Origin of the sequence: Amycolatopsis sp. NPDC051903 (genome assembly GCF_044452505.1) — a bacterium.
Classification (GTDB): domain Bacteria; phylum Actinomycetota; class Actinomycetes; order Mycobacteriales; family Pseudonocardiaceae; genus Amycolatopsis.
Window position 1 is genome coordinate 123,354 of sequence record NZ_JBITBT010000002.1, and the last position, 25,878, is coordinate 149,231.

Here is a 25,878-nt window from a genome sequence, read left to right on the forward strand (position 1 = left end):
TGCATTCATGCAGTTCCAGCAGCTGTCGTACTTCGTCGCGGTGGCGGAGACCCGCCACTTCACCCGAGCGGCCGAACAGGCCCGGGTCGCGCAACCGTCGCTGTCACAACAGATCCGCGCGCTCGAGCGGGACGTGGGGGCCACCCTCTTCCACCGCGTCCGCGGAAACGTGACCCTTACCGAGGCCGGGGAAACGCTGCTGCCGATCGCGCGGCGCATCCTGGCCGAGACCGAGGCGGCCTACCGCGCGATCCGGGAGCTCGACGAGCTCGGCCGCGGCCGGGTCCGGCTCGGCGCGACCCCGAGCTTGTGCACGGGCCTGCTGCCCGTGATGCTCGCGGCCTTCCGGCGCGCCTACCCCGGCATCGAACTCGTGCTGCACGAAAGCGGTTCGCGCAACCTGCAGACCGAGCTGTCGGAGGGCGCGCTCGACCTCGCGATGATCGTCGACAGCCGGGTGCGAGACGACCGCCACCTCGAAAGCACGCCGCTGTTCGTCGAAGAGCTGGTCGTGATCTCGCCGAAGGACGCGCCGGCCCCGGTCCGCGGCCGGCTCCCGATCCGCGAGCTGGCGGACCGCCCGCTGGTGATGTTCCGGCGCGGCTACGACCTGCGGGAGGCGACGGTGAACGCCTGCCGCGCCGAAGGGTTCGACCCGGTCTTCGCGATCGAGGGCGGCGAGATGGACGCCGTGCTGGAGCTCGTGCAGGCGGGTATCGGACTGGCCGTGGTGCCGAGCACGGTGGTGGGCGAGCGGTTCCGGATGACGCAGTTCACCGAACCCGGCCTGAGCCGCGTCGTGCGGCTGGCCTACCGCCGCGACGTCGAGCCGCCCCGGGCCGCGCGGGCGTTGCAGGAGGCGATTGTCCGGTTCCTCCGGGCCGAAAGTGGGCTCGGTCACCTCCCGGCGGGCATCCGCTCGCTCGTCGGCGGCTGAGCGCGGCATGATCATCTCCAGCCGAGGACGGGAGAGGCCGATGGCGGGTGCGCTGAACGAGCAGTCGGCGGTGCGGGTGCTGGAGATCGCCGGCGTGCGGTTCACGTACGTGGTGGACGGCGCGATGGCCATGGTGCGCAAGGCGTTCTTCGGCGGGGTGCCGGCGGCGTACTGGACGGAACACCCGGAGGCGCTCGACGCGCAGGGCCGCGTCGCGATGTCGGCCGGTGGCCTGCTCGTCGAACGCGAGGGCCGGGTGCTCCTGGTCGACGCCGGGCTCGGGGACGTCCGCGGCCCGGTGCTCGTCGCGGGGGAGACGGTCGGGTACTGCAACTCCGGCGCGCTGCCAGAAACGCTTGCGGCGCTTGGGCACCGGCCCGAAGACGTCGAGGCGGTCGCGTTCACGCACATCCACGTCGACCACACCGGCTGGGCCTTTTCCGGCGGCCGCAAGTTCTTCCCGTCCGCGGCCTACCTGGTCGCGCGCGCCGAGTGGGCGCCGCACGAACGGGGCGAGCTGATCCCGGGCGCCCCGGCGCGCGCCGACGTCATCGAGCCGCTGGCCGCCTCGCACCGCCTCATCGCCGACGGCGAGGAGGTGTTCCCGGGCGTGCGCGCGCTCGTGACGCCCGGCCACAGCCCGGGCCACACCTCCTACCTCGTCGAGGCCGGCGCCCAGCGCGTCCTCGCCGTCGGCGACGTCTTCCACCTCCCGGCCCAGATCACCCACCCCGACTGGCCGTCGCGCCCGGACGTCGACGCGGCGGGCGTGCTGGCGGCCCGCCGCCGCGTCGTCGCCGAACTCGAGCAGCCGGGGACGATCGGCTTCGCGTTCCACTTCGGGGACCAGGCCTTCGGCCGCGTCGTCCGGGGCGCAGACGGGCTGCGGTACTGGCAGCCGGTCGAGGCGGAAGCGGTGCTGCCGGCGCCGCGGCTGCTGGCGGACTGACGGGGGCGTGCTGGTTCGACTGCGGCCCTGAGCTGGTCGAGGCGGTGCTTCGAGCGCCGGGCGCGATCAAGCTTTGATCACGCCGGGGGAGTGTTGCGTCGGTCGGGGCACGGCCGTGGACAGGGGAGAGCACGGGTGCTATAACCGGACTACTCCATACTGCATACAACATCCAGTCGAGTGGGTGACGCCATGTCCGAGCCCCTGACCACGCCCGCCGTGCGGGAACTGCTGGACGTCTACGGACGCCGCTACCGGGTCGGTGAGAGCGATCTGGATCTGCTGGGCCGCCCGCGGAGCTGGATGCTCTGGCTCAGCGGTGCGGCCATGTTCGCGGCCGGGCTGCAGCAGTACGGGTTCGGCGCCATCGCACCCGTGCTGACGGGCGCGCACGGCTGGACGTTCACCGAAGTCGTGGTTTCGCTGGCGATCTGGGCGGTGGCGCAGGCCAGCGTCGTGTTCCCGGTCGCGTGGCTGCGTGACCGGGGCCGGCTGTCGCCGCAGGCGGCGGTGGTGCTCGGCGGCGTGTTGTGCGCGGTCGGGCTCGTGACGCTCGGGCACGCGACGAGCCTCGCGGTCGTGTTCGCCGGCTATTCGCTGCTCGGCGGCATCGGCACCGGGCTCGTCTACGGCACGTGCGTGGGCGCCGTGATGCGCTGGTTCCCCGACCGCACGGCCACGCGCGTGGGCGCGGTGAGCGGCGCGTTCGCCTACGGGAGCGTGCCGTTCGTGCTCGTCGCCGGGTTCGGGCTCACCGTCGGCAACCGCGGGGTGCTGCTCGACGTCACGGCGGCTGTCGTGCTCCTCGTGGTCGCCGGCTCGGGCGTGCTGCTGCGCTACCCGCCGCGGCACTGGTGGCCCGCCGGTGCGCCGGACCCGCGGGAGTGGGCGCGCGACAAGGTGCGCAACCGCAGCGTGTCCGCCAACCGTCCCGCCGTGCGCCACTACCGCCCGGCCGAACTGCTGCGCTGCGGCACCACCTTGGCCCTTTACCTCACGGTGGTGCTGGCGGCCGCGGTGTTGCTGTTCGACCTGGCTTACCTCGCCACGTTCGTCGCCGAACGCGGGGGTGGCACCGGCCTCGCGGCGGTCGCGCTCGCGGTGCTGGCCGGCATCACCGGCACCGGGCGCGTGCTGCTCGGGTGGCTCTCCGACCGGCTGGGCCGGCGCCGGATCCTGCAGCTGGCCCTGATCGCCGGCGCCGTCGGGCAGTTCGTGCTGTTCTACTCCGGCGAGCACCGCCACGCTTTCGGCCTCGTGCTCGGCGCCGCGCTGGCGGGCCTGGGCAACGGCTGCTGCTACACGCTGCTCACCGGGCTCGTGCGCGAGTACTTCGGCGAAGACTCGGCCCTGCAGAACTTCGGCGTCCTCTACAGTGCCAAGGCCGTCGGCGCGCTGCTCGGCATCGGGCTCGCCGCGCTGGTGGTGGCCGACCACGGCTACTTCGGCGCCTTCGCCGCCGCCGGCGCGCTCAGCCTGGCCGGCGCTGTCCTCACCGGCCGGCTCACGCAGCCGGGCCGGCCCAAGTCCCTGCTCCCCGCGCGCTGAACCCGGAGGTGGCCCCGTGGGCCGGATGACCAGCCGACGCCGGGTGTTCCGCGTCGTCGACGGAGACCTGACGATGCGGCCCGACACGCTCAGCGCTGAGGAACCGCTGGAGATCCGCGTGGCCGGGCGCGCGCTCACCATCACCATGCGCACGCCCGGCAGCGACTTCGACCTGGCGGCGGGTTTTCTCGTCGGCGAGGGCATCGTGAGCCAGGGCGCCGACATCGCCGGGATCCGGTACTGCGCCGGGGCCACAGTGGACGGTTCGAACACCTACAACATCGTCGACGTGCTCCTGCGCGAGGGGGTGCCACTGCCCGACCCCTCGATCGAGCGCAACTTCTACACCACGTCCTCGTGCGGCCTGTGCGGCAAGGCGAGCCTCGACGCCGTGCGCACCACGGTGCCGTGGCCGGTCCGGGCCGACCCGCTCTCGGTGAGCCCCGGGACCCTGGCCGAGCTCCCCGGCGCGCTGCGGGCGGCTCAGAAGGTCTTCGACCGCACGGGCGGCCTGCACGCGGCCGGGCTGTTCGACGGCGCGGGACGGCTGCTGTGCGTGCGTGAGGACGTCGGGCGCCACAACGCCGTGGACAAGGTCGTGGGCTGGGCCGCGCGCGAAGGCCGGCTGCCGCTCACCGGCACGGTGCTGATGGTGAGCGGACGGGCGTCGTTCGAGCTGGTGCAGAAGGCCGCGATGGCGGGGATCCCGTTGCTGGCGGCGGTTTCCGCACCGTCGTCGCTCGCCGTGGAGCTGGCGGAGGAGATCGGCCTGACCCTCGTCGGGTTCCTGCGCGGCTCCTCGATGAACGTCTACACGCGCGCCGACCGGCTGGGCCTGCACGACCCGCTGCGGCTCGTCGGCCACTGAGCCCGCTCGGGTGCCCGCACCGCGGCGGGCACGCGCGCACGGGGAAACCCCCTTCGCCACGGGGCAGTCGTGGCGAAGGGGGCCTGGGCTCAGCGGTTCGTGGAGTACGCGTGCGCCCCGGCGCCCGCCAGCGTGCCGCCGGCGACGATCAGGTACTCGTCGCGGATCGGCGCGCCGGCGAACCACGCCTCGAGGATCTCCCGCGTGCCCGCGGCGTAGCGGGTCTGCGCCGAGAGCGTGGAGCCCGAGGTGTGGGGCGTCATGCCGTGGTGGGGCATGGTGCGCCACGGGTGGTCGGCCGGCGCGGGCTGCGGGAACCAGACGTCGCCGGCGTACCCGGCCAGCCGGCCGCTCTCCAGCGCGCGGACGACGGCGTCCCGGTCAGCGATGCGGGCGCGCGCGGTGTTGATCAGGTACGCGCCGCGCTTCATCGTCGCGATCAGCTCGTCGCCGAACAGGCCTTCGGTCTCCGGGTGCAGCGGCGCGTTGATCGTCACGACGTCGCAGTGCGGCACCAGGTCCGCGGCGTTTTCGTGGTAGGTCAGGCCCAGCTCCCGCTCGACCTCGGCCGGCAGCCGGTGGCGGTCGGTGTAGTGCAGGTGGACGTCGAACGGCTTGAGCCGGCGCAGCACCGCGGTGCCGATGCGCCCGGCTCCGACCGTGCCCACGTGCATGCCCTCCAGGTCGTAGGAGCGGGCGACGCAATCGGCGATGTGCCACCCGCCGTCGAGCACCGTCCGGTACGCGGGCAGGTAGTTGCGCACCTGCGAGAGGATCATCATCACGACGTGCTCGGCGACGCTGATGCTGTTGGAGTAGGTGACTTCCGCGACGGTCACGCCGTGTGCGATGGCGGCGTCGAGGTCCGTGTGGTCCGAACCGATGCCGGCGGTGATCACGAGCTCGAGGTTCTTCGCCTTCTCGAAGCGTTCCGCCGTGAGGTAGGCCGGCCAGAACGGCTGGGAGACCACGACGTCCGCGTCGGGCAGCTCCCGGTCGAACACCGAGCCTTCGCGGTCCTTGTCGGAGGTGACGACCAGCTGGTGGCCCTGGCTCTCCAGGAACTCGCGCAGGCCGAGTTCACCCGAGACGCTGCCGAGCAGCGCGCCCGGGGTGAAGTCGAGCGCCTTCGGGGACGGGAGGGTCTGGCCGCCGGGGTAGCCGTCGAGGTGGGGCAGATCGTCGCGCGCGTAGGTCTTGGGGTACCCGCCGACCGGGTCGTCGTACAGCACGCAGAGCACCTTTGCCATGGTGTGTCTCCCGAGGATTTTCGTTGAGTGCCAACGACTTTCACCCTCCTCTGGCGTGCGGGGACGGTCAAAACGTTGTTCTCTATGCCGCCATCGACCCCGGCTATCGGGCAGGCCTCAGGAAACCCGCCAGCACGCGCTCGAGCGTCCCCCGGACGTCGGCCTGCGGCGCGAGCCCGAGCAGCGCCCGCGCCAGCAGCGGCTCGGGATCCCGGTCGGCGAGCACGAGCCCGATCTGCGGCGGCCGGGCCGGGTTCGCCAGGGGCACCACGCGCATGCCCGGCGGGACCCCGAACATGTGCAGCCAAGCGTGCGAGATCACGCCGGACCACCGGCGGGACGCCACGTGCGCGTACAGCCCCGACACCGTGTCGGTCTCGATCGCCGGGACCACCGACCCGCCGGCGGCGGCGAAGAACCCGTCGAGGATCCGGCGGTTGCGCATCTGCGGGCCCAGCAGGCACAGCGGCACGGTCGCCACCTCGGCCCACCGCACGCTCGGCCGGTCGGCGAGCTCGCCGTCCTCGGGCGTCAGGAGCAGGTAGCGCTCTTCGTAGAGCGGGACCGTCCGGACGGCGCCCAGTTCCTCGTCGTCCACGTAGGTCAGCGCGATGTCCAGTTCGTACTCCGCCAGCCGGCGCGTGATCTCCCGTGAGGGCAGCGATTCCAGTGTGACGCGCGCGTGCGGGTGGCGTTCGCAGAACGGCGTCGTCAGCAACGTCGCGGCCGTCAGCGACGTCGGGATCGTGCCGACCCGCAGCACCCCCGAGAGGCTGCTGCGCATCGTCGAGAGGTCTTGGCGCAGCGCGTCGCACTCGGCGAGGATGCGGTGCGCCCACAGCAGCACCCGCTCGCCTTCGGGCGTGAGGCCTTCGAACCGCCGGCCCCGGCGCACGACGGGCGCGCCCAGTTCGTGTTCGAGCTTGCGGATCGCGGCCGACAGCGAGGGCTGCGAGACGTGACACGCGTCGGCGGCCCGGGCGAAGTGCCGTTCCCGCGCGAGGGCGACGAGGTACTCCAGTTGGCGCAGCAGCACAGTTCATCCTCCCGCAGGCGGACCCGGCCGGGACAGATCGATCCGGACGATCCGGTTGCCCGCCACGCGGTTCGGGCGGAGGCTGGTCACCCGGTCCGGAGGAGGGGCAGCCATGGGGACGACGTACCTGCACGCGGTGGCATCACTCGACGGCTACATCGCCGACGAGCACGACGACGTGGGGCCGCTGCACGAGTGGTACTTCCGCGGCGATCACCCGCTCGTCGACGACGATCACGCGGAAGTGCACGGCGGCGCGCCCTTCCGCGTCTCGGCGGCTTCGGCCGAGTACGTGCGGGGCCTGTGGGCGCGCCAGAAGGTGCTGGTCGTCGGGCGGCACCAGTTCGACCTGACCAACGGCTGGGAGGGCCACCCACCGGCGAGCGACCACGTCGTGGTCGTCTCGCACCGGCCGCGGCCCGCGGACTGGCACCCGGAAGCGCCGTACCACTTCGCCGGTTCGGTGGCCCACGGCCTCGCCTTGGCGCGCGAGCTGGCCGGCGACGGCGACATCGGCGTGGGCGCGGGTGACGTCGGCGGGCAGGCGCTGGCGCTGGGCCTCGTCGACCACGTCGCCATCGACGTCGTGCCGGTCGTCTTCGGCCGGGGCAAACCGTACTTCGGCGCGGTCGCCGGCGGCCACCTGCTGCTCGGGGATCCGGACGTCGTCGTGCGCGGCGACGGGGTGCTGCACCTGCGGTATTCGGTGCGCCGCGGCTAGCCGGGTCAGGTCAGGTGCCGCAGCACCGCGGCGACCGCCGGCGCGGGATCACCCGCTGGACGCGTCACGCAGATGTGCCAGGTCGGCCCGCCGCGGGTGAACGGGCGGGTGGTGAGATCCGGGAACCGCGCGGCGACCGACGCGGGCAGGATGCAGGCGCCCAGATCGTGGCGGACGAGTTCGGCGGCCGCCTCCGCGTCCGTCACCTCGTGGGCGACGACGCGGCGCACCTGAGCCGTCTGGAAGGCGCGGTCGGTGGCCTCGCGGTTGGCCCAGCCGGGCGCGAAGTCCACCACCGCTGCCGTCGCCGCGTCGGCGGCGGTGATCGGGCGGTCGGCGGCCCGGTCGTCCGAGCCGCTCACGAACAGCATCGCCTCGCGGCGCAGCGGCCGCGCGACCAGGCCTTCGGCCACCACGCAGTTCTCGACCGCCACCAGAACGTCCACTGCGGACTCCCGGAGCGCGGCGAGCAGCTGCCGCGGAGGGGCCATCCGCACCTGGACCTGCACGCCCGGGTGCTCGCGCCGCAGCGCGGCCAGGGCGCGGTGCGGATCGGGCCACGCGCCGGGCATCACGCCGATGCGGACGCGCCCGCCGAGCTTCCAGCGCGCACCGTCGACGGTGGCACGGGCGTACTCCGCGGCTTGCAGCGCCGCACGCGCGGCGGGCAGGAACGCGCGCCCGGCCGGGGTGAGCGCGACGCGGTGCGTGGTGCGTTCGAACAGCGACGTGCCGAGATCGCGTTCGAGGGCGCGGACCACCGTCGACACCGTCGACTGCACGGTGTGCAACCGGTGCGCCGCGGCGGTGAAACCGCCCTCCTCGGCGACCGCGACGACGATCTCCAGCTGACGCAGGTCCATGCACCCTCCAGTCTCAGCGCCGCCCGCCCGGCAGCGGCAGCAGTTCGACGGCGCCGCCCGTGAACCCCGGCGGCACCACCGCGAGCGCGTCGGCGAGCGCCGCGCCCCACAGCGACCCGGGCCGATCGTGGCCCACCGGCGTCACCGACCCGCCTGACCACGCGACCGGCACGAGCCGCGTGTCCTTCTCGTGCACCGGCAGCGCCGCGGCGGCTCGCGCCGTCACCGGCGGTGGTGCGCGGTGCCCGCCCAGCCGCAGCAGCAACGGCGACAGCAGCGTCAGCCCCGCCGCCAGCGCCGCGAACGGGTTGCCGGGCAGCCCCGCCACGCACCGCCCGTCCGGCAGGACCGCGAGCAGCTGCGGGTGCCCCGGCCGGCACGCGACGCCGTCCACGCGCACGTCGGCCAGCAACGCCCGCAGCACGCCGCGCAGGTGGTCCGCCGGGCCCTTCGACGTCGCCCCGCACACCACCACCACGTCGGCGTCGCCCTCGGTCAGGGCGGCGGTGAGCGCCGAGGGCTGATCGGCCAGCCGTACCAGCCCGTGTTCGTCGGCGCCCGCGGCCGCCAGCAGGCCGGGCAGCATCGGGCCGATGGCGTCCCGCACCCGTCCCGGCGCGGGCACGCCCGAGGTCTGGACCTCGTCGCCGGTCACGACCACCGCCACGCGCGGCCGGCGGTGCACCAGCAGCGTGTCGTGCCCGGCGGCCGCCGCCGCGCCCAGCACGGCGGCGGTCACCGTCGTCGAGGTGGCCAGCAGCTCCTCACCTTCGGGACAGTCCTCGCCGCGGCGCCGCACGTGCTTGCCGGTCACCGCTTCGCCGGACACTCGCCGTCCACTGTGGACGGCGAGCTCGACCGGCAGCACCGCCCGCGTGCCCGGCGGCACGGGAGCGCCCGTGGCGATCTCGATCGCCGTGCCGGGCGCGAGCGTCCGCGGGTACGGCTCGCCGCCGGCCCGGACCGCGCCCACCACGGTCCACGGCCCGGGCCCGGCGACGGCGTACCCGTCCATCGCGGAGTTGTCATACGCCGGCATCGCCGTGAGGGCCCGGACCGGGCTCGCCAAAGCCCCGCCCAGCGCTTCGGCCAGCGGCAGCTCCACCGCCTCGAGCGGCTTCACCGCGTCGCGGGCGATCCGGCGGGCTTCGGCCCATCCCCGGTGCATGGCGTCCCTCCTAATCCGGCCGGATCGCGGCCCCGACCTCCGTCATCGCCCCGGTCCGCTCGTCGTACACGAACCCTCGCACGGACGAAGTGTGGGGCAGGAACGGGCTGCTGCGCACCCGTCTCAGGCACTGCCGCACGTCCTGCTCCGCGTCGGTGAACGCTTCGGCCGACCAGGGCGGCCGGATGCCGGTGCCTTCCTCGACCTGCCGCGCGAACTCCGTGTCCGTGAAGGTTCGCATGCCGCAGTCCTCGTGGTGGACCAGGACGATCTCCCGGGTACCCAGCAGCCGCTGGCTCACCGCGAGCGAGCGGATCGCGTCCTCGGTCACTGCGCCGCCGGCGTTGCGGATCACGTGAGCGTCGCCTTCTTCCAGTCCCAGCAGGCGGTACACGCTGATGCGCGCGTCCATGCACGCCACCACCGCCACGCGCCGCCGCGGCCGCTTCGCCAGCCGGCTGTGGTCGAGACCGCGGTGGTAGCGCCGGGCGTTCGCGACGAGTTCGTCGATGTCGCCCACGGCTACGCCGTCCCCGCCAGGACCTCGCGCACCAGCCGCGCGGTCTCGCTCGGGGTCCGGCCGACCCGGATGCCCGCCGCCTCCAGCGCTTCCTTCTTCGCGGCGGCGGTGCCGGCCGAGCCGGAGACGATCGCGCCGGCGTGGCCCATCGTCTTGCCCTCCGGCGCGGTGAACCCGGCGACGTAGCCGACGACGGGCTTGCTCACGTTCGCCCGGACGTAGGCGGCCGCGCGTTCCTCCGCGTCGCCGCCGATCTCGCCGATCAGCACGATCACGTCGGTGTCGGGGTCCTTCTCGAACGCCTCGATCGCGTCGATGTGCGTGGTCCCGATGACCGGATCGCCGCCGATGCCGACGCACGTGGAGAACCCGATGTCCCGCAGTTCGTGCATCAGCTGGTAGGTCAGCGTGCCCGACTTGGACACGAGCCCGATCCGGCCGGGGCCGGTGATGTCCGCGGGGATGATGCCCGCGTTGGACAGCCCGGGGGAGATGAGCCCGGGGCAGTTCGGCCCGACGATGCGCGTTTTGCCGCCCTTGGCCACCGCGTGCGCCCAGAAGACCGCGGAGTCGTGCACCGGCACGCCCTCGGTGATCACCACGGCCAGATCGATCTCCGCGTCGATCGCTTCGAGCACGGCGTCCTTGACGAACGGCGGCGGCACGAACAGCACCACGACGTCGGCGCCGGTCGCGGTCATCGCGTCGGCGACGCTGCCGAACACCGGCAGCTCGTGCTCGCCGATCGCCACCTTCGTCCCCGCCTTGCGCGGGTTCACCCCGCCGACGACGTTCGTGCCGGCGGCGAGCATCCGCCCGGTGTGCTTGGTGCCCTCGGCGCCGGTCATGCCCGACACGACGACACGGCTGGTCTGGTCCAGGAAGATCGCCACTTCTCAGGCCTCCGTGCTAGCTGGGACGGTCGCGAGCTTGGCCGCCTCGCGGGCGGCGTCGTCCATGGTCTCGACCACGGTCACGAGCGGGTGGGCGGCTTCGGCGAGGATCCGCCTGCCCTCGGCCACGTTGTTGCCGTCGAGCCGGACCACCAGCGGTTTCGCCGCCGCGTCGCCCAGGATGCCCAGCGCCTGCACGATGCCGTCGGCCACGGCGTCGCACGCGGTGATGCCGCCGAAGACGTTCACGAACACGCTGCGCACGGCCGGGTCGCCGAGGATCACGCCGAGCCCGGCCGACATCACGGCCGCCGACGCGCCGCCGCCGATGTCGAGGAAGTTCGCCGGGCCCCGCGCGCCGACCTCGGCGGCCGCGGCGGCGACGACGTCCAAAGTGGACATGACGAGTCCGGCGCCGTTCCCGATGACGCCGATGTCGCCGTCGAGCTTCACGTAGTTGAGCCCGAGCTCCTTCGCGGTGCGCTCGAGCGGGTCGCCCGCACTCGGGTCGGCGAAGTCGGCGTGGGCGGGGTGGCGGAACTCGGCGTTGGCGTCGAGGGTGACCTTGCCGTCGAGCGCGATCACCGAGCCGTCGCCCGTGCGCGCCAGCGGGTTCACCTCCACGAGCGTGGCGTCCTCGGCGACGAACACCTCCCACAGGCGCACCAGCACGCCCGCGATCTCGTCCGCGACCTCGGCGGGGAACCGCGCCGCCGCAACGATCTCGCGCGCCTTGGCCGGGTCCACGCCGGTGAGCGCGTCGACCGGCACCTTCGCCAAGGCCTCGGGCCGCGTCGCCGCGACCTCCTCGATCTCCACGCCGCCGGCGACCGACGCCATGGCGAGGAACGTGCGGCCGGCGCGGTCGAGCAGGTAGGAGACGTAGTACTCCTCGGCGATGTCGCTGGCCTCGGTCACCAGCACCTTGTGCACGGTGTGGCCCTTGATGTCCATGCCGAGGATGTCGTCGGCGACCTGCTCGGCGTCGTCGGGCGTCTTGGCGAGCTTCACGCCGCCCGCCTTGCCGCGCCCGCCGGTCTTCACCTGGGCCTTGACCACCACGGGCCCGCCGACGAGCACCGCCGCGGCGCGGGCTTCCTCCGGACTCGTGGCGACGCGGCCGCGGGGGACCGGGACGCCGTGCGCGGAGAACAGCTCACGCGCTTCGTGTTCGAACAGATCCATCGGAGTCCTTCCTGCTGGGCCTTTTCCGGCCACGAACGGGACGTGGGACGACAGGGCCACCCGGCGCCGGGCACGCGGTGATCGCGCGCCGCGCGAGGTGAAAAACCTTCGGCAAAACCTGCGGATGGCCCTGGACAGCGGGTCGCTCGGAGAGTAATCCTAATGCCTACCTCATACGGTATGCAATCTACAGTTTCCGACGAAGGTGCCGCTGACCTGGAGAGATGTCCTTCGCCGCGGGCTGTGGACCGACGGCAAGCGCACCGGAACGAGCGCGCGGATCAGAGAGGTCCGGCGTGAGACAAGAGGAGTTGAGCAATGGCGCCAACCACGACCGGCCAGAACGTCGACAAGGACCGGGCCGCCCCTTCGACGAACGGCGGCGAGCCGGCTCCGGACACGATCTCCGGTGGGCACCTGGTGGCCAAGGCGCTCAAGGCCGAGGGCGTCGACACGATCTTCACCCTGTGCGGCGGGCACATCATCGACATCTACGACGGCTGCGTCGACGAGGGCATCAACGTCATCGACGTACGCCACGAGCAGGTGGCCGCGCACGCGGCCGACGGCTACGCGCGCATCACCGGCCGTCCCGGCTGCGCGGTCGTCACCGCCGGCCCGGGCACGACGGACGCGGTCACCGGCGTCGCCAACGCGCTGCGCGCGGAGAGCCCGATGCTGCTGATCGGCGGCCAGGGCGCGCTGAGCCAGCACAAGATGGGGTCGCTGCAGGACCTCCCGCACGTCGACATGATGAGCCCGATCACCAAGTTCGCCGCGACCGTGCCGTCGACCGCCCGCGCGGCCGACCTGGTGTCGATGGCGTTCCGCGAGGCCTTCGCCGGCGCCCCCGGGCCGTCGTTCCTCGAGATCCCGCGCGACGTACTCGACGCGCGGGTCCCGCTGTCCGCGGCCCGCATCCCCGAAGCCGGCCGCTACCGCGCTTCGACGCGCAACGCCGGCGATCCCGCCGACATCGAGCGTCTCGCCGATCTGCTCGTGCACGCCAAGAAGCCGGCGATCCTGCTCGGCAGTCAGGTCTGGACCACGCGGGCGACCGAACCGGCGACGGAACTCGTGCGCTCGCTGAACGTCCCCGCGTTCATGAACGGCGCGGGCCGCGGCACGCTGCCGCCGGGCGACCCGCACCACTTCCAGCTGGCGCGCAGGTACGCGTTCAACAACGCGGACCTGATCGTGATCGTCGGCACGCCGTTCGACTTCCGCATGGGCTACGGCAAGCGCCTCTCGCCCGACGCCACGGTGGTGCAGATCGACCTGGACTACCGCACCGTCGGCAAGAACCGCGACATCGACCTCGGCATCGTCGGCGACGCCGGCCAGATCCTCGCCGCGGTGTCGGCGGCGGCTTCCGGGCGCGTCGACAACGGCGCGGTGGCGCGCAAGCCGTGGCTCGAGGAACTGCGCGCGGTGGAGGAGCAGGCCAAGGAGAAGCGGCTGCCGCAGCAGCACTCCGACGCGAACCCGATCCACCCGTACCGGCTGGTGCACGAGATCAACGAGTTCCTCACCGAGGACTCGATCTACATCGGCGACGGCGGCGACATCGTCACCTTCTCCGGTCAGGTCGTGCAGCCGAAGTCGCCGGGGCACTGGATGGACCCGGGTCCGCTCGGCACGCTCGGCGTCGGCATCCCGTTCGTGATGGCTGCCAAGCACGCCCGCCCGGACAAGGAAGTCGTCGCGCTCTTCGGCGACGGCGCGTTCTCGCTGACCGGCTGGGACTTCGAGACGCTGGTGCGGTTCAACCTGCCCTTCGTCGGGATCGTCGGCAACAACTCGTCGATGAACCAGATCCGCTACGGCCAGGCGCAGAAGTACGGCCTGGCGCGCGAGCGCATCGGCAACACGCTCGGCGACGTCCGCTACGACGAGTTCGCCCGCATGCTGGGCGGCTACGGCGAAGAGGTCCGCGACCCCGCCGACATCGCGCCGGCGCTGCAGCGCGCCCGAGAGTCGGGCAAGCCGTCGCTGATCAACGTCTGGGTCGACCCGGACGCGTACGCCCCCGGAACCATGAACCAGACGATGTACAAGTAGTCGGGAGGCACGAGAAATGGGAAAGGCACTCGATGGCGTCCGCGTCCTCGACATGACCCACGTCCAGTCGGGACCGTCGTCGACCCAGATCCTCGCCTGGCTGGGCGCGGACGTGATCAAGCTGGAGACCCCGGGGCGCGGTGACATCACCCGCGGCCAGCTGCGCGACCTGCCCGGAGTGGACAGTCTCTACTTCACGATGCTCAACGGCAACAAGCGCAGCATCACGCTGAACATGAAGAGCGACGAGGGCAAGGAGATCTTCACCAAGCTGGTGTCCTCAGTGGACATCCTGGTCGAGAACTTCGGCCCCGGTGTGGTGGACCGCTTCGGGTTCTCGTGGGAGAAGCTGCAGGAGATCAACGAGCGGCTGATCTACGCCTCGATCAAGGGCTTCGGCCCGGGCCGCTACGCCGACTTCAAGGCCTACGAGGTGATCGCGCAGGCCATGGGCGGCTCCATGAGCACCACCGGTTTCGAAGAGGGCCCGCCCACCGCCACCGGCGCGCAGATCGGCGACTCCGGCACCGGCATCCACCTCGTCGCCGCGATGCTCGCCGCGCTGTACCAGCGCACGAACACCGGCCGCGGGCAGCGGGTGCAGGTCGCCATGCAGGACGCGGTGCTCAACCTCTGCCGCGTCAAGCTGCGCGACCAGCAGCGGCTGGCCCACGGGCCGCTCGGCGAGTACCCCAACGACGTGTTCGGCGAAGAGGTCCCGCGCTCGGGCAACGCCTCCGGTGGCGGCCAGCCCGGCTGGGCGGTGCGCTGCGCACCCGGCGGTCCGAACGACTACATCTACGTGATCGTCCAGCCGGTGGGCTGGGCTCCGCTGACCCAGCTGATCGGGCAGCCCGAGCTTTCCGAGGACCCGGAGTGGGCCACGCCCGAGGCCCGGCTGTCCAAATTGGACAAGGTGTTCGCGCTCGTGGAGCAGTGGACCGAGCGCCACACCAAGTGGGAGGTCATGGAGAAGCTCAACGCCCACAACATCCCGTGCGGACCGATCCTGTCCACGAAGGAACTCATCGAGGACGAGACGCTCGCCACGCTGGGCTCCGTGGTCGAGGTCGACCACCCCGAGCGCGGGAAGTTCAAGACGGTGGGCTGCCCGCTCAAGCTGTCCGACTCCCCGGTCGAGGTGGGCCGTTCCCCGCTGCTGGGCGAGCACAACGACCAGGTGCTGGGCGAACTCGGCTACGGCACCGACGAACTCGAGCGGCTGCGCACCGCCGGCGTGATCTGAGGAGAGGACCGGATGACCACGGAAACCGGCCGCGAAGCGGTCGAGCAGATCCTGGCGAAGGCGGCGGCGGAGGGACGCTCGTCCCTGACCGCCCCCGAAGGCCGCGCCGTGTGCGAGGCCTACGGCATCCCCACCCCGCAGGAGCGGCTGGCGACCTCGGCCGACGAGGCGGTCGCGCAGGCGCAGGAGATCGGCCTGCCGGTGGTGCTGAAGATCGTGTCGCCCGACATCCTGCACAAAACCGAGGCCGGCGGCGTGCTCGTCGGCCTGCGCACCCCGAAGGAGGTCGCCGAGGGCTACGCCACGATCCTGGCCAACGCCAAGGCCTACGACGAGAACGCGGCGATCGTCGGCGTTCAGGTGCAGCAGATGCTGACCAGCGGCCAGGAGGTCATCATCGGGTCGGTCACCGACCAGACCTTCGGCAAGATCGTCGCCTTCGGCCTCGGCGGGGTGCTCGTCGAGGTGCTGAAGGACGTGACCTTCCGCCTGGCGCCGACGTCGGAGGACGAGGCACTGTCCATGGTGGACGGTATCGCGGCGGCCGAGGTGCTCAACGGCGTCCGCGGTGGTGAGGCGGTGGACAAGAAGGCGCTCGCCACCGTCGTGCACGACCTCTCGCGCCTGGTCACCGACTTCCCGCAGCTGGCGGAGGTCGACCTCAACCCGGTGCTCGCCACGGCCGAGGGCGCGACCGCCGTCGACGTGCGCATCCTCGTCGACCCCGAGGCGGCGAAGGAGCCACTGCGGTTCACGCAGGAGGAGATCCTCGCGGCGATGAACCGGATCATGAAGCCGGCCGCGATCGCGGTGATCGGGGCTTCGGCCGAGACCGGCAAGATCGGCAACTCGGTGATGAAGAACCTCGTCAACGGTGGCTACGCGGGGGAGATCCACCCGATCAACCCCAAGGCAACGGAGATCCTGGACCGCAAGGCGTACGCGAGCATCAGCGACGTGCCCGGTGACGTGGACGTGGCGGTGTTCGCGATCCCGGCGAAGTTCGTGCCCGCGGCGCTGGAAGAGGCCGGCAAGAAGGGCGTGGCCGGGGCGATCCTGATCCCGTCGGGGTTCGGCGAGACCGGGAACATCGAGCTGCAGAACGAGGTCGTCGCGATCGCGCGCAAGCACGGCGTGCGCATCCTCGGCCCCAACATCTACGGCTACTACTACACCCCGGAGAACCTCTCGGCGACGTTCTGCACCCCGTACGACGTCAAGGGCGGTGTCGCGCTCTCCTCGCAGAGCGGTGGCATCGGCATGGCGATCCTGGGCTTCAGCCGGTCGGCCGGCATGGGCGTGTCGTCCATCGTGGGCGTGGGCAACAAGGCGGACATCGACGAGGACGACCTGCTCACGTTCTTCGAGCACGACGACAACACCCAGCTCGTCGCGATGCACCTCGAAGACCTCAAGGACGGCCGCTCCTTCGCGGAGACCGCCAAGCGTGTCTCGGCGAAGAAGCCGGTGGTCGTGCTCAAGGCCGGGCGCACCTCGCAGGGCGCCAAGGCGGCGAGCTCGCACACCGGCGCGCTGGCCGGCAACGACAAGGTCTACGACGACATCCTGCGCCAGAGCGGCGTGATCCGGGCGCCGGGGCTCAACGACATGCTCGAGTACGCCCGCGGCATCCCGCTGCTGCCCACGCCGAAGGGCGAGAACGTCGTGATCATCACCGGTGCCGGCGGCTCGGGCGTGCTGCTGTCGGACGCCTGCGTGGACAACGGCCTCACGCTCATGGAGATCCCCGGTGACCTCGACGAGGCGTTCCGGAAGTTCATCCCGCCGTTCGGCGCGGCCGGCAACCCGGTGGACATCACGGGTGGCGAGCCGCCGTCGACGTACCGGAACACGATCGCCCTCGGGCTCGAGGACGACCGCATCCACTCCCTGATTCTCGGCTACTGGCACACGATCGTCACGCCGCCGATGGTCTTCGCGGAGCTCGTGGTCGACGTCGTCGAGGAGTACCGCAAGAAGGGGATCCACAAGCCCGTGGTGGCGTCGCTGTCCGGGGACGTCGAGGTGGAGCAGGCGAGCGACCACCTCTACGCCCACGGCGTCGTCGCCTACCCGTACACGACCGAGAAGCCGGTGGCGGTACTCGGTGCCAAGTACCGCTGGGCGCGGTCGGCCGGTCTGCTCGGCTGATCACTTCCGGCGAGAGGGAAGGAGGCGTATCTTGCCGGACACCTAGCCGTCGGTGAAGCGGGGGACGGGACACCAGCACAAGAAGCGCCGGGCGCGCGCGGTCGCGCCCGGCGGGGGACAGGAGCCAACCCCACTCAGAGGGAACCGAAGTCACTGTTGACGAAAGAGAACTCTCATGACCGCAGCCCAACCGACGTACCAGGAGATCGTCGACGCCAACGGACGCACCTACCGCATCGGTGAAAGCCCCCACGACATCATGGGCCGCTCCCGGGCTTTCATGGTCTGGTTGCCGTGGGTCGCCATGATGGCGGTGAGTGTGTTCGAGTACGGCTGGGGAGCCGTCGAAGGAACACTGGAGGAAAAATACGGCTGGTCGCTCACGGACGCGTTCTGGCTGGCCAGCATCTGGGCCGTTTTCCAGGCCGCGGTGGCCTTTCCGGCCGGGCGCCTGCGTGAGAAGAACATCGTCTCGGCGAAGACCGCCATGCTCGTGGGTGCGGTCTGTGCCGGGATCGGCTACTTCACCATCGCCCACAGCGGGAACCTGGTGCTGGCCTTCATCGGGTACTCGGTGCTCGGCGGCACCGGTGCCGGTCTGGTCTACGCCACCTGTATCAACATGGTCGGCAAGTGGTACCCGGAGAAGCGCGGTGCGCGCACCGGTTTCGTGAACGGCGGCTTCGCCTACGGTTCGGTGCCGTTCATCTACCTGTTCAGCGCGTTTCTCGGGCACGAGAACCTGACGATCACCCTCGACGCGATCGGCCTCTACATGCTGCTCGTCGTCGGGATCTGCGGGTTCCTCTTCAAGGACCCGCCGAAGAACTGGTGGCCGTCGGAGGTCGACCCGATCGCGTGGCTGAAGGGCAAGTCCTCGGGCAAGGCCAAGAGCCTCGAGAAGAACCCGCCGGCCGTCCGGCAGTTCACCCCGATGGAAGCGATCAGGACCGGCATGCTCCCGCTGATGTGGGTCACGCTGATCGTGATCGGCGGTGTCTCGCTGTTCGGCATCAACTTCCAGGTGGACTTCGCCAAGGAAAGCGGCTTCGGCGCGTTCGTCGTCGCGTCGTCGGCGGGTCTGCTGGCCATCGTGAACGGCACCGGCCGGGCGCTCGTCGGCTGGGCGTCGGACCGCATCGGCCGGAAGCAGACGCTGTTCTGGGTGCTCGTGATCGCGGGTATCGCGCAGTTCGGCGTGATGTGGTCGGGCAACTCCCACAGCCTGTTCTGGTTCATGGTGTTCGCGATCGTGACCGGATTCGGCAGTGGTGCGTTCTACCCGATGTTCGCCGCGCTCGTGCCGGACTACTTCGGTGAGAACCACAACGCGACGAACTACGGCATCGTCTACAGCGCCAAGCTCATCGGCGGTGTCGGCGGTGGTGGTCTCGCCGCGGGCGTGATCGTGGCGTGGGGCTACACCGGCGCCTACGTGCTGGCCGGCTGCATCGCGCTGCTCTCGGCCGTGATGGTGCTGTTCCTGCGCCAGCCGGGCCGTCGCCACGGGCCGAACGCGTCGGAACAGAGCGAGTCCGACGTCATCGCGCAGGCCTCACCGGCCACCGGAACCGCCGGCAGCTGACGCCTGCCGGGGATCCGGGAACGGGGCCCGGGAGTGAAGGGGGCGGCTGACGCCCGCCCCCTTCACTCCCGGGCTGCTTCGGGCCGCTCGTGGAACGCCTGCCGCGTGCGCTCCGTGTGCTGGGCCATGATCTTCTCCGCCTTCTCGGCGTCGTGGGCGGCGATGGATTCGATCAGCTCGGCGTGCTCGTGCCACGCGTCGCGCCCGCGCGGGCGGGCGATCGGCGTGTAGTACCAGCGCACCCGGCGGTCGACGAGCCCGATCAGCTCGGAGAGCACGGCGTTGCCGGTGAGCTCGGTGATGTAGGAGTGCAGGTCGGCGTTGGCCGAGACGAGCGCTTCGCTGTCGTCGTCGGCGAGGGCGGCGAGGCCGGCGTTCTGCAGCTCCCACAGCCGGGCGATGTGCTCGTCGGACGCGCAGGTGGCGGCCAGGCGCGCGGAGTGCGTTTCCAGCACGGCACGGACTCCGAGCAGCTGGTCGGCTTCCTCGTCGGTGGGCAGGTGCACGAACGCGCCCTGCGCGGGCCGCAGGTCGACCCAGCCCTCGGTCTGGAGGCGCTGCAGTGCTTCGCGCACCGGCTGGCGGCTGACGCCGAGGTATTCGGCGAGGTCGGCTTCGACCAGGTGCTGTCCCGGTTCGAGCGTGCGGTTGATGATCAGCTCGGCGAGTGCTTCGTACACGACCTGGCGCAACGGGGCCGGGCGTTCGACGCGCTTGGCGGAGGCGTCCGCGAGGGAACCCTTGGCCCGGCGGCCGGTAGGTCCGCGATCGGGCAGGGGAGAGGCGGTCTGGCTCACGGTGCACCTCGGCTCGGATGTGGAAAAAGGGAGTGGGAAGGCGGGGTCCGATGCCCTGCGAATTCGAGGATACAGGTTTTGGTATGCAAAATCCCAACTCTTCACTCTGTGGGCTGGATCTCAGCCCGAGCGGATCGCCCGACCTGGCGTTTCGGCTCGAATCCCTGCTCCGGCCGGGTGTCATCGGCGGATTCCATGACCGGAGCCTGGCGCTGGGGCACATCACGGGATACTGTATGCAATCGCTGTGTTCGACCGAGCGGGAGGCACACCATGCGGGTTGCTGTTCTGGGCGCGGGCGCGATCGGCGCCTACGTGGGTGCGGCGTTGCACCGAGGCGGCACCGAGGTCCATCTGGTCGCGCGCAAAGCCCACCTCGAGGCGATGCGCGAACACGGAGTGCGGGTGCTGAGCCCCCGGGGCGACTTCACCGCACGTCCCCACGTCACCGACGACCCGGCCGAGGTCGGCCCGGTCGACTTCGTCTTCCTCGGGCTCAAGGCCCACTCCTACCCGAGCAGCGGTGAGCTGCTCGAACCGCTGCTGGGACCGGACACCGCGCTCGTCGCGGCGCAGAACGGCATCCCGTGGTGGTACTTCCACGGCCTGGCCGGGCACCCCCTGGAGGGCCACCGCGTCGAGACCGTGGACCCCGGCGGCGCGACGAGCCGGGTCATGGCCGTCGAGCGCGCCATCGGCTGCGTCGTCTACTGCTCGACCGTGATCGAGGAGCCGGGCGTGATCCGGCACCTGGAGGGCACGCGCTTCTCCCTCGGCGAGCCCGCGGGCGGGATTTCGCCCCGCTGCGGCGCGCTGTCCGAGGCGATGATCACCGGCGGGCTCAAGGCCCCCGTGGAACCGAACCTGCGCGACGACATCTGGGTCAAGCTCATGGGCAACGTCGCCTTCAACCCGCTGAGCGCGCTGACGCGGGCGACGATGGCCGAGATCTGCGAGCACGACGAGACGCGCGACCTCGTCGCCACGATGATGACCGAAACCCTCGCGATCGCCCGCGCGGCCGGGGCGGATCCGCGGGTCTCCGTGGAGAAGCGGATCGACGGCGCCTGGCGCGTCGGTCACCACAAGACGTCGATGCTGCAAGACCTGGAAGCCGGCAAGCCGCTGGAGATCGACGCCATCATCGGCGCCGTCGTCGAGCTGGCCGAGCTCACCGGGGTGCCCGCGCCCGCGTTGCGGCACGTGCACGCGGCCATCGGCTTGCTGAACCGCACGGCCACCGCCGTGCCGGTCGGCTAGAACCACCACCCACCACCCGGAGGCAAGAGGATGAAGCGCAGGCAGAGCACGACGCCGTACGCCCGGCTGACCGAACCCCTCGTGCGGGACTCGGGCGTGCTGCGACCGGCGACCTGGGAAGAGGCGCTCGACCGCGCCGCGGAGGGATTCCGGCGCACGCTGGAGACGAAGGGCCCCGAGGCCTTCGGCATGTTCTCCTGCGCCCGGGCCACCAACGAGATGAACTACGTGGCCCAGAAGTTCACCCGCGCCGTGATGGGCACCAACAACGTGGACTCGTGCAACCGGACCTGCCACGCCCCGAGCGTGGCGGGCCTGGCGCGCGTGTTCGACAGCGGCGGCGGAACGTCGTCGTACCAGGAGATCGAAGACGCCGACGTCATCGTGATCTGGGGTGGCAACCCGCGCGAGGCCCACCCGATCTTCTTCCAGCACGTGCTCAAGGCGGTCCACAAGGGAGCGAAGCTGTTCGTCGTGGACCCGCGGCGCACGAGCACGGCGGAGTGGGCGCACCGGCTGCTGCAGCTGGAGGTCGGCACCGACATCCCGCTGGCCAACGCGATCGCCCGCGAGATCATCCACTCCGGACTCGCCAACACCACGTTCATCGAGCGCGCCACCGAGGGCTACGAGGAGTTCGCGGCGTCGGTCGAGCCGTGGACGCTCGAGGTCGCCGAGCAGGTGACGAAGGTGCCGGCCGAGCTGATCAAGGAGCTGGCGCACGCCTACGCGCGCGCCGACCGCGGGCAGATGTCGTGGACGCTCGGGATCACCGAGCACCACAACGGCACCGACAACGTGCTGTCGCTGATCAACCTGTCGCTGCTGGCCGGGCAGGTCGGGCGCTACGGCGCCGGGCTGAACCCGTTGCGCGGGCAGAACAACGTGCAGGGCGGCGGCGACATGGGCGCGATCCCGGACCGGCTGCCCGGTTTCCAGGACGTGCTGGACCCGGCGGTGCGGGAGAAGTTCGACGCCGTCTACGGCTCGCACATCCCGCCGTACAAGGGCAAGAACCTCACGCAGATGCTCGACGCGATGGAGGACGGCACGCTCACCTGCGTGTACGTGGTGGGGGAGAACCCCGTGCAGTCCGAAGCGGACTGCGAGCACACGATCAAGCGGCTGTCCAACGTCGACCACCTGGTGGTGCAGGACATCTTCCTCACGAAGACGGCGCAGCTGGCCGACGTCGTCCTGCCCGCCTCCGCCGCGTGGTGCGAGAGCGACGGCACCTTCACCAACAGCGAGCGGCGGGTGCAGCGCGTGCGCAAGGCGGTGGACCCGCCGGCCGGCGCGCGCGACGACATCGAGCTGATCTGCGAGCTGGCCCGCCGCCTCGGTCACGACTGGCACTACAGCGGCGCCGACGGGAGCGAGGTGTGGGACGAGCTGCGCTCCCTGTCGCCGATCCACGCCGGGATGAGCTACCAGCGGCTCGAGGAGCTCGGCGGGATCCAGTGGCCGTGCTACCGCGAAGATGCGCTGGAGCCGTCGTTCCTCCACGCCCGGCTGTGGGCCGAGGACCCGGCCGAACGCGGCCGGCCGGCACCGTTCACGGTGCTGCGCCACAGTCCGCCGGTCGACGTCCTCGACGAGGAGTTCCCGCTGCGCCTCACCACGGGTCGCCGGCTCGACTCGTACAACACCGGCGTGCAGTCCGGCGGGTTCCCGTCGCCGCGGCGGCGCGGTGAGACGCTCGACCTCTGCGCGGCCGACGCGGCGCAGCTGGGCGTCGTGGAAGACGAGCTGGTGCAGATCTCGTCCCGGCGCGGCGCGATCGTCGCCCCGGTCCGGATCGACGAGGGGCTGCGGCCCGGCCTGGCGTTCATGACGTTCCACTTCCCGGACGAGGTCGACGTCAACGTGATCACCATCGAGGCGACGGACCCGGTCGCGGGCACGGCCGAGTACAAGGCCGCGGCGATCCGGGTGGACAAGCTCCCACCGGGGGGTCCAGGGGGGCTCGCCCCCCGGCTGGGGTCTGGGGCTCGGTCCCAGGTTCAAGAGCGCGCGGTCGCGGGCTGAGGGGGGCGGGCATGGACCTCCAGTTCCTGGACCTCGCCGCCTCGGCGGAAGAACGCGCGGCGGTCGACGCGCTGCCGGCCGGCGCGGGCCGCGATCAGCTGCTGCCGGCGCTGCACGCGGTGAACGACCGCGTCGGCTGGATCAGCCAGGGCGCGCTGAACTACATCTGCGAGAAGCTGCACGTGCCGCCGGCCGACGCGTACGGCGTCGCGAGCTTCTACTCGCTGTTCTCGCTCACCGAGCGGCCCGAGCGCGTGGTGCACGTGTGCACCGACCTCGCGTGCCGGGTCAACGGCGCCGACACGGTGTGCGAGACGCTCACCGAGCACCTCGGGCCCGCGGGCAAGGCGCGCGGAGGCGTGACGTGGCTGCGCAGCCCGTGCCTGGGCGTGTGCGAGAAGGCGCCGGCGGCGCTGGCGTTCGAGGCCGGCGACCCGCCGGGCACCGAACTGGTCGCGCCGGCCACCGGCGCGTCGGTGGTGCTGGCGGCGCGGCGGTCACCGTCCACGGCGGACGGTGCCGCGCCGGTGCTGCACCAACCGGACCGCGAGTCGCTGCGGCTGCTGCGCCGGGTCGGGGCGGTCGACCCGGAGAGCCTCGACGACTACCGCGCCACCGGTGGGTACGCGGCGCTGCGCAACGCGTTGCAGCTCGGGCCCGCGGGGGTCATCCGCGAGGTCACCGACTCCGGGCTGATGGGCCGCGGCGGCGCCGCGTTCCCGACCGGGCGCAAGTGGGACGGCGCGGCGCGCCAGCCCGAGCTGCCGCACTACCTGGTGTGCAACGCGGACGAGAGCGAGCCCGGCACGTTCAAGGACCGGGTGCTGCTGGAGGGCGACCCGTTCGCCATGGTCGAGTCGATGACGATCGCCGCCTACGCGATCGGTGCGACGCACGGGTTCCTGTACCTGCGCGGTGAGTACCCGCGGGCGCGGCGGCTGGTGCAGAACGCGATCGACGCCGCTCGCGAACGCGGGTTCCTCGGCGTGGACATCATGGGTCACGAGGGGTTCTGCTTCGACCTCGAGATCCGGCGCGGCGCCGGCGCCTACATCTGCGGCGAGGAGACGGCGATCTTCAACTCGATCGAGGGGTTCCGCGGCGAACCCCGGTCGAAGCCGCCGTTCCCGACCGAGCAGGGGCTCTTCGGCAAGCCGACGGTGGTGAACAACGTCGAGACCCTCTACAACGTGCCGCTCATCCTCACGGCCGGGCACGCCGCGTTCCGGGCGATCGGCACGGAGAAGTCCACGGGGCCCAAGCTGTTCTGCCTGTCGGGCAACGTGCGCAAGCCCGGGGTGTACGAGGTGCCGTTCGGCACCACCTTGCGCGAGCTGCTCGAGCTGGCCGGGGGAGTCGGTGAGGGCCGTGAGCTGCGGGCCGTGCTCCTCGGCGGGGCGGCGGGCGGGTTCGTCCGGCCGGACGAACTGGACCTGCCGCTCACGCTCGAAGACGCCCGCGCGGCCGGCACCACGCTCGGCTCCGGCGTGGTGCTGGCCCTCGACGACCAGGCCGACCTGGGGAAGTTCCTGCTGCGCATCGCGTCGTTCTTCCGCGACGAGTCGTGCGGGCAGTGCGTGCCCTGCCGCATCGGCACGGTGCGGCAGGAGGAGGCGGTGAGCCGCATCGTCGGCGGCCGCAAGCTCGGTACCGGGGCCGACGACCTGGCGCTGCTGCGCGAGGTCGGGCAGGTGATGCGCGATTCGTCGATCTGCGGCCTCGGCCAGACCGCCTGGAACGCCATCGAATCGGCCGTGACCCGGCTGGGCGCGTTGAACGGAGGACAGGAATGACGATCGTCGACATCGGACTGCCGAAGCGGCTCGTCGAGTTCACCCTGGACGGCGAGCCGGTGCTGGTGCCGGAAGGTGCGACCATCCTGGACGCGTGCACGGCGGCCGGGAAAGCGATCCCGACGCTCTGCTACGGCGACACCCTCAAGCCCGCCAACGCGTGCCGGGTGTGCATGGTGGAGGTCGAGGGCTCGCGGACGCTGGTGCCGTCGTGCTCGCGCAAGGCGGAAGCGGGCATGGTGGTGCACACCGACTCCGAACGGACGCGCACGAGCCGCAAGGTCGTGCTGGAGCTGCTGGGCTCGGCCACGGACCTGTCGACCACGCCGGGTGTCGCGGAGTGGATGGCCGAGACGGGCGCCGATCCGGAGCGGTTCGGTCCGCCGGCGCCGCCGTCTTCCGAACGGGATGACGCCCTTGCGGGCGAGCACGAACCGGTCGACGGCCTCACCGCGGCGACCGTGCGGCAGCCGGTCAAAGTGGACAACGCGCTCTACGTGCGCGATTACGGCAAGTGCATCCTGTGTTACAAATGCGTCGACGCGTGCGGTGACCAGTGGCAGAACTCCTTCGCCATCTCGGTGGCGGGGCGCGGGTTCGACGCCCGCATCTCCACGGAGTTCGCGACGCCGCTGCCGGACAGCGCGTGTGTCTACTGTGGAAACTGCGTCGAGGTGTGCCCCACGGGGGCGCTGAGCTTCAAGCGCGAGCACGACAAGCGCGAAGACGGCACCTGGGACGAAGCCCGCCAGACGCAGACCACGACCGTGTGCACGTTCTGCGGCGTGGGCTGCAACCTGACGCTTCACGTGCAGGACAACGAGATCGTGAAAGTCACCAGCCCGCACGAGAGCTCCGTGACCCACGGCAACCTCTGCATCAAGGGCCGCTTCGGCTGGCAGCACGTGCAGAACACCTGACGGCGGCCCCGGCCCGCCTCGCCCGAGCGGACCCGCCGTCCCCGCCCCCGGCCGCCGACGTGCCGGACGGCGGGTCCCGTGCGCTCTTCTTCCGTTCAG

General features: G+C 71.5%; 21 protein-coding genes. 13 read left to right on the forward strand and 8 right to left on the reverse strand.

Annotated elements, in window-relative coordinates:
• The first annotated feature begins 7 nt into the window (after positions 1 to 7).
• The 4 genes from ACIA77_RS04855 to fdhD all read left to right on the forward strand — a co-directional run bounded on the left by ACIA77_RS04855 (position 8) and on the right by fdhD (position 4,302).
• The gene (locus ACIA77_RS04855; protein ID WP_395884454.1) at positions 8 to 937 is read left to right on the forward strand and encodes a LysR family transcriptional regulator; all 930 of its coding nucleotides are present in this window, start codon (positions 8 to 10) and stop codon (positions 935 to 937) included.
• Between the two features lie 40 nt (positions 938 to 977).
• On the forward strand, positions 978 to 1,886 hold the full coding sequence (locus tag ACIA77_RS04860; RefSeq protein WP_395884455.1) for an MBL fold metallo-hydrolase: 909 nt from the start codon (positions 978 to 980) through the stop codon (positions 1,884 to 1,886).
• A 192-nt stretch (positions 1,887 to 2,078) separates the two neighbouring features.
• Positions 2,079 to 3,434 carry an OFA family MFS transporter gene (locus ACIA77_RS04865; protein WP_395884456.1) on the forward strand — a complete coding sequence of 452 codons (1,356 nt, stop codon included), beginning with the start codon at positions 2,079 to 2,081 and terminating at the stop codon, positions 3,432 to 3,434.
• Between the two features lie 16 nt (positions 3,435 to 3,450).
• Complete coding sequence (fdhD, locus tag ACIA77_RS04870) at positions 3,451 to 4,302, forward strand: formate dehydrogenase accessory sulfurtransferase FdhD (protein ID WP_395884457.1); 852 nt, start codon at positions 3,451 to 3,453, stop codon at positions 4,300 to 4,302.
• A gap of 89 nt (positions 4,303 to 4,391) precedes the next feature.
• Here fdhD and ACIA77_RS04875 read toward each other — a convergent pair whose 3' ends face one another.
• A complete protein-coding gene (locus ACIA77_RS04875) occupies positions 4,392 to 5,552 on the reverse strand; it encodes an NAD-dependent formate dehydrogenase (RefSeq protein WP_395884458.1) in 1,161 nt (386 codons plus the stop codon).
• Between the two features lie 103 nt (positions 5,553 to 5,655).
• Positions 5,656 to 6,588 (reverse strand): LysR substrate-binding domain-containing protein, encoded by a 933-nt coding sequence (locus tag ACIA77_RS04880; RefSeq protein ID WP_395884459.1) that lies wholly within the window; start codon positions 6,586 to 6,588, stop codon positions 5,656 to 5,658.
• Between the two features lie 112 nt (positions 6,589 to 6,700).
• On the opposite strand from ACIA77_RS04880, the gene ACIA77_RS04885 reads away from it, so the two are divergent.
• Positions 6,701 to 7,309 carry a dihydrofolate reductase family protein gene (locus ACIA77_RS04885; RefSeq protein ID WP_395884460.1) on the forward strand — a complete coding sequence of 203 codons (609 nt, stop codon included), beginning with the start codon at positions 6,701 to 6,703 and terminating at the stop codon, positions 7,307 to 7,309.
• A 5-nt stretch (positions 7,310 to 7,314) separates the two neighbouring features.
• On the opposite strand, the gene ACIA77_RS04890 is transcribed toward ACIA77_RS04885, so the two are convergent.
• Genes ACIA77_RS04890 through sucC form a run of 5 tightly spaced genes read right to left on the reverse strand, consistent with a single transcriptional unit; the run spans position 7,315 to position 11,938 of the window.
• Positions 7,315 to 8,172, reverse strand: coding sequence for a LysR family transcriptional regulator (locus tag ACIA77_RS04890; protein ID WP_395884461.1), 858 nt, complete (start codon positions 8,170 to 8,172; stop codon positions 7,315 to 7,317).
• A 13-nt stretch (positions 8,173 to 8,185) separates the two neighbouring features.
• Entirely contained in the window at positions 8,186 to 9,340 is a 1,155-nt protein-coding gene (locus tag ACIA77_RS04895) for a molybdopterin molybdotransferase MoeA (protein ID WP_395884462.1), read from the reverse strand.
• 10 nt (positions 9,341 to 9,350) lie between these two features.
• Positions 9,351 to 9,860, reverse strand: a complete 510-nt coding sequence (locus ACIA77_RS04900) for a beta-class carbonic anhydrase (RefSeq protein ID WP_395884463.1) — start codon at positions 9,858 to 9,860, stop codon at positions 9,351 to 9,353.
• Between the two features lie 2 nt (positions 9,861 to 9,862).
• Positions 9,863 to 10,753, reverse strand: a complete 891-nt coding sequence (sucD, locus tag ACIA77_RS04905) for a succinate--CoA ligase subunit alpha (RefSeq protein WP_395884464.1) — start codon at positions 10,751 to 10,753, stop codon at positions 9,863 to 9,865.
• Between the two features lie 3 nt (positions 10,754 to 10,756).
• Complete coding sequence (gene sucC, locus ACIA77_RS04910) at positions 10,757 to 11,938, reverse strand: ADP-forming succinate--CoA ligase subunit beta (RefSeq protein WP_395884465.1); 1,182 nt, start codon at positions 11,936 to 11,938, stop codon at positions 10,757 to 10,759.
• A 318-nt stretch (positions 11,939 to 12,256) separates the two neighbouring features.
• Here sucC and ACIA77_RS04915 point away from each other — a divergent pair, with 318 nt between their 5' ends.
• From ACIA77_RS04915 to ACIA77_RS04930, 4 genes are all read left to right on the forward strand, one after another.
• Positions 12,257 to 13,999, forward strand: a complete 1,743-nt coding sequence (locus tag ACIA77_RS04915) for a thiamine pyrophosphate-binding protein (RefSeq protein WP_395884466.1) — start codon at positions 12,257 to 12,259, stop codon at positions 13,997 to 13,999.
• A gap of 16 nt (positions 14,000 to 14,015) precedes the next feature.
• Complete coding sequence (gene frc / locus ACIA77_RS04920) at positions 14,016 to 15,245, forward strand: formyl-CoA transferase (RefSeq protein WP_395884467.1); 1,230 nt, start codon at positions 14,016 to 14,018, stop codon at positions 15,243 to 15,245.
• A 12-nt stretch (positions 15,246 to 15,257) separates the two neighbouring features.
• Entirely contained in the window at positions 15,258 to 17,396 is a 2,139-nt protein-coding gene (locus tag ACIA77_RS04925; protein WP_395884468.1) for an acetate--CoA ligase family protein, read from the forward strand.
• A gap of 175 nt (positions 17,397 to 17,571) precedes the next feature.
• Entirely contained in the window at positions 17,572 to 18,981 is a 1,410-nt protein-coding gene (locus ACIA77_RS04930; protein WP_395884469.1) for an OFA family MFS transporter, read from the forward strand.
• Between the two features lie 62 nt (positions 18,982 to 19,043).
• On the opposite strand, the gene ACIA77_RS04935 is transcribed toward ACIA77_RS04930, so the two are convergent.
• Positions 19,044 to 19,778, reverse strand: coding sequence for a GntR family transcriptional regulator (locus tag ACIA77_RS04935; protein ID WP_395884470.1), 735 nt, complete (start codon positions 19,776 to 19,778; stop codon positions 19,044 to 19,046).
• Between the two features lie 273 nt (positions 19,779 to 20,051).
• Here ACIA77_RS04935 and ACIA77_RS04940 point away from each other — a divergent pair, with 273 nt between their 5' ends.
• Genes ACIA77_RS04940 through ACIA77_RS04955 form a run of 4 tightly spaced genes read left to right on the forward strand, consistent with a single transcriptional unit; the run spans position 20,052 to position 25,779 of the window.
• Positions 20,052 to 21,038 (forward strand): 2-dehydropantoate 2-reductase, encoded by a 987-nt coding sequence (locus ACIA77_RS04940; RefSeq protein WP_395884471.1) that lies wholly within the window; start codon positions 20,052 to 20,054, stop codon positions 21,036 to 21,038.
• 30 nt (positions 21,039 to 21,068) lie between these two features.
• Entirely contained in the window at positions 21,069 to 23,066 is a 1,998-nt protein-coding gene (locus tag ACIA77_RS04945; RefSeq protein ID WP_395884472.1) for a molybdopterin oxidoreductase family protein, read from the forward strand.
• A gap of 11 nt (positions 23,067 to 23,077) precedes the next feature.
• On the forward strand, positions 23,078 to 24,859 hold the full coding sequence (locus ACIA77_RS04950) for an NAD(P)H-dependent oxidoreductase subunit E (RefSeq protein ID WP_395884473.1): 1,782 nt from the start codon (positions 23,078 to 23,080) through the stop codon (positions 24,857 to 24,859).
• On the forward strand, positions 24,856 to 25,779 hold the full coding sequence (locus ACIA77_RS04955) for a 2Fe-2S iron-sulfur cluster-binding protein (RefSeq protein ID WP_395884474.1): 924 nt from the start codon (positions 24,856 to 24,858) through the stop codon (positions 25,777 to 25,779). Before ACIA77_RS04950 ends, ACIA77_RS04955 begins: the two co-directional genes overlap by 4 nt.
• Positions 25,780 to 25,878: the final 99 nt, after the last annotated feature.

Bases quoted from the DNA above. Each gene is read 5' to 3' on its own strand.
- ACIA77_RS04865 (WP_395884456.1), top strand. From the start codon at position 2,079: ATGTCCGAGCCCCTGACCACGCCCGCCGTGCGGGAACTGCTGGACGTC.
- sucC (WP_395884465.1), bottom strand. From the start codon at position 11,938: ATGGATCTGTTCGAACACGAAGCGCGTGAGCTGTTCTCCGCGCACGGC.
- ACIA77_RS04875 (WP_395884458.1), bottom strand. From the start codon at position 5,552: ATGGCAAAGGTGCTCTGCGTGCTGTACGACGACCCGGTCGGCGGGTAC.
- ACIA77_RS04930 (WP_395884469.1), top strand. From the start codon at position 17,572: ATGACCGCAGCCCAACCGACGTACCAGGAGATCGTCGACGCCAACGGA.
- ACIA77_RS04925 (WP_395884468.1), top strand. From the start codon at position 15,258: ATGACCACGGAAACCGGCCGCGAAGCGGTCGAGCAGATCCTGGCGAAG.
- ACIA77_RS04950 (WP_395884473.1), top strand. From the start codon at position 23,078: ATGGACCTCCAGTTCCTGGACCTCGCCGCCTCGGCGGAAGAACGCGCG.
- ACIA77_RS04915 (WP_395884466.1), top strand. From the start codon at position 12,257: ATGGCGCCAACCACGACCGGCCAGAACGTCGACAAGGACCGGGCCGCC.
- ACIA77_RS04855 (WP_395884454.1), top strand. From the start codon at position 8: ATGCAGTTCCAGCAGCTGTCGTACTTCGTCGCGGTGGCGGAGACCCGC.
- ACIA77_RS04955 (WP_395884474.1), top strand. From the start codon at position 24,856: ATGACGATCGTCGACATCGGACTGCCGAAGCGGCTCGTCGAGTTCACC.
- ACIA77_RS04890 (WP_395884461.1), bottom strand. From the start codon at position 8,172: ATGGACCTGCGTCAGCTGGAGATCGTCGTCGCGGTCGCCGAGGAGGGC.
- ACIA77_RS04945 (WP_395884472.1), top strand. From the start codon at position 21,069: ATGAAGCGCAGGCAGAGCACGACGCCGTACGCCCGGCTGACCGAACCC.
- ACIA77_RS04895 (WP_395884462.1), bottom strand. From the start codon at position 9,340: ATGCACCGGGGATGGGCCGAAGCCCGCCGGATCGCCCGCGACGCGGTG.
- ACIA77_RS04940 (WP_395884471.1), top strand. From the start codon at position 20,052: ATGCGGGTTGCTGTTCTGGGCGCGGGCGCGATCGGCGCCTACGTGGGT.
- ACIA77_RS04860 (WP_395884455.1), top strand. From the start codon at position 978: ATGGCGGGTGCGCTGAACGAGCAGTCGGCGGTGCGGGTGCTGGAGATC.
- frc (WP_395884467.1), top strand. From the start codon at position 14,016: ATGGGAAAGGCACTCGATGGCGTCCGCGTCCTCGACATGACCCACGTC.
- ACIA77_RS04885 (WP_395884460.1), top strand. From the start codon at position 6,701: ATGGGGACGACGTACCTGCACGCGGTGGCATCACTCGACGGCTACATC.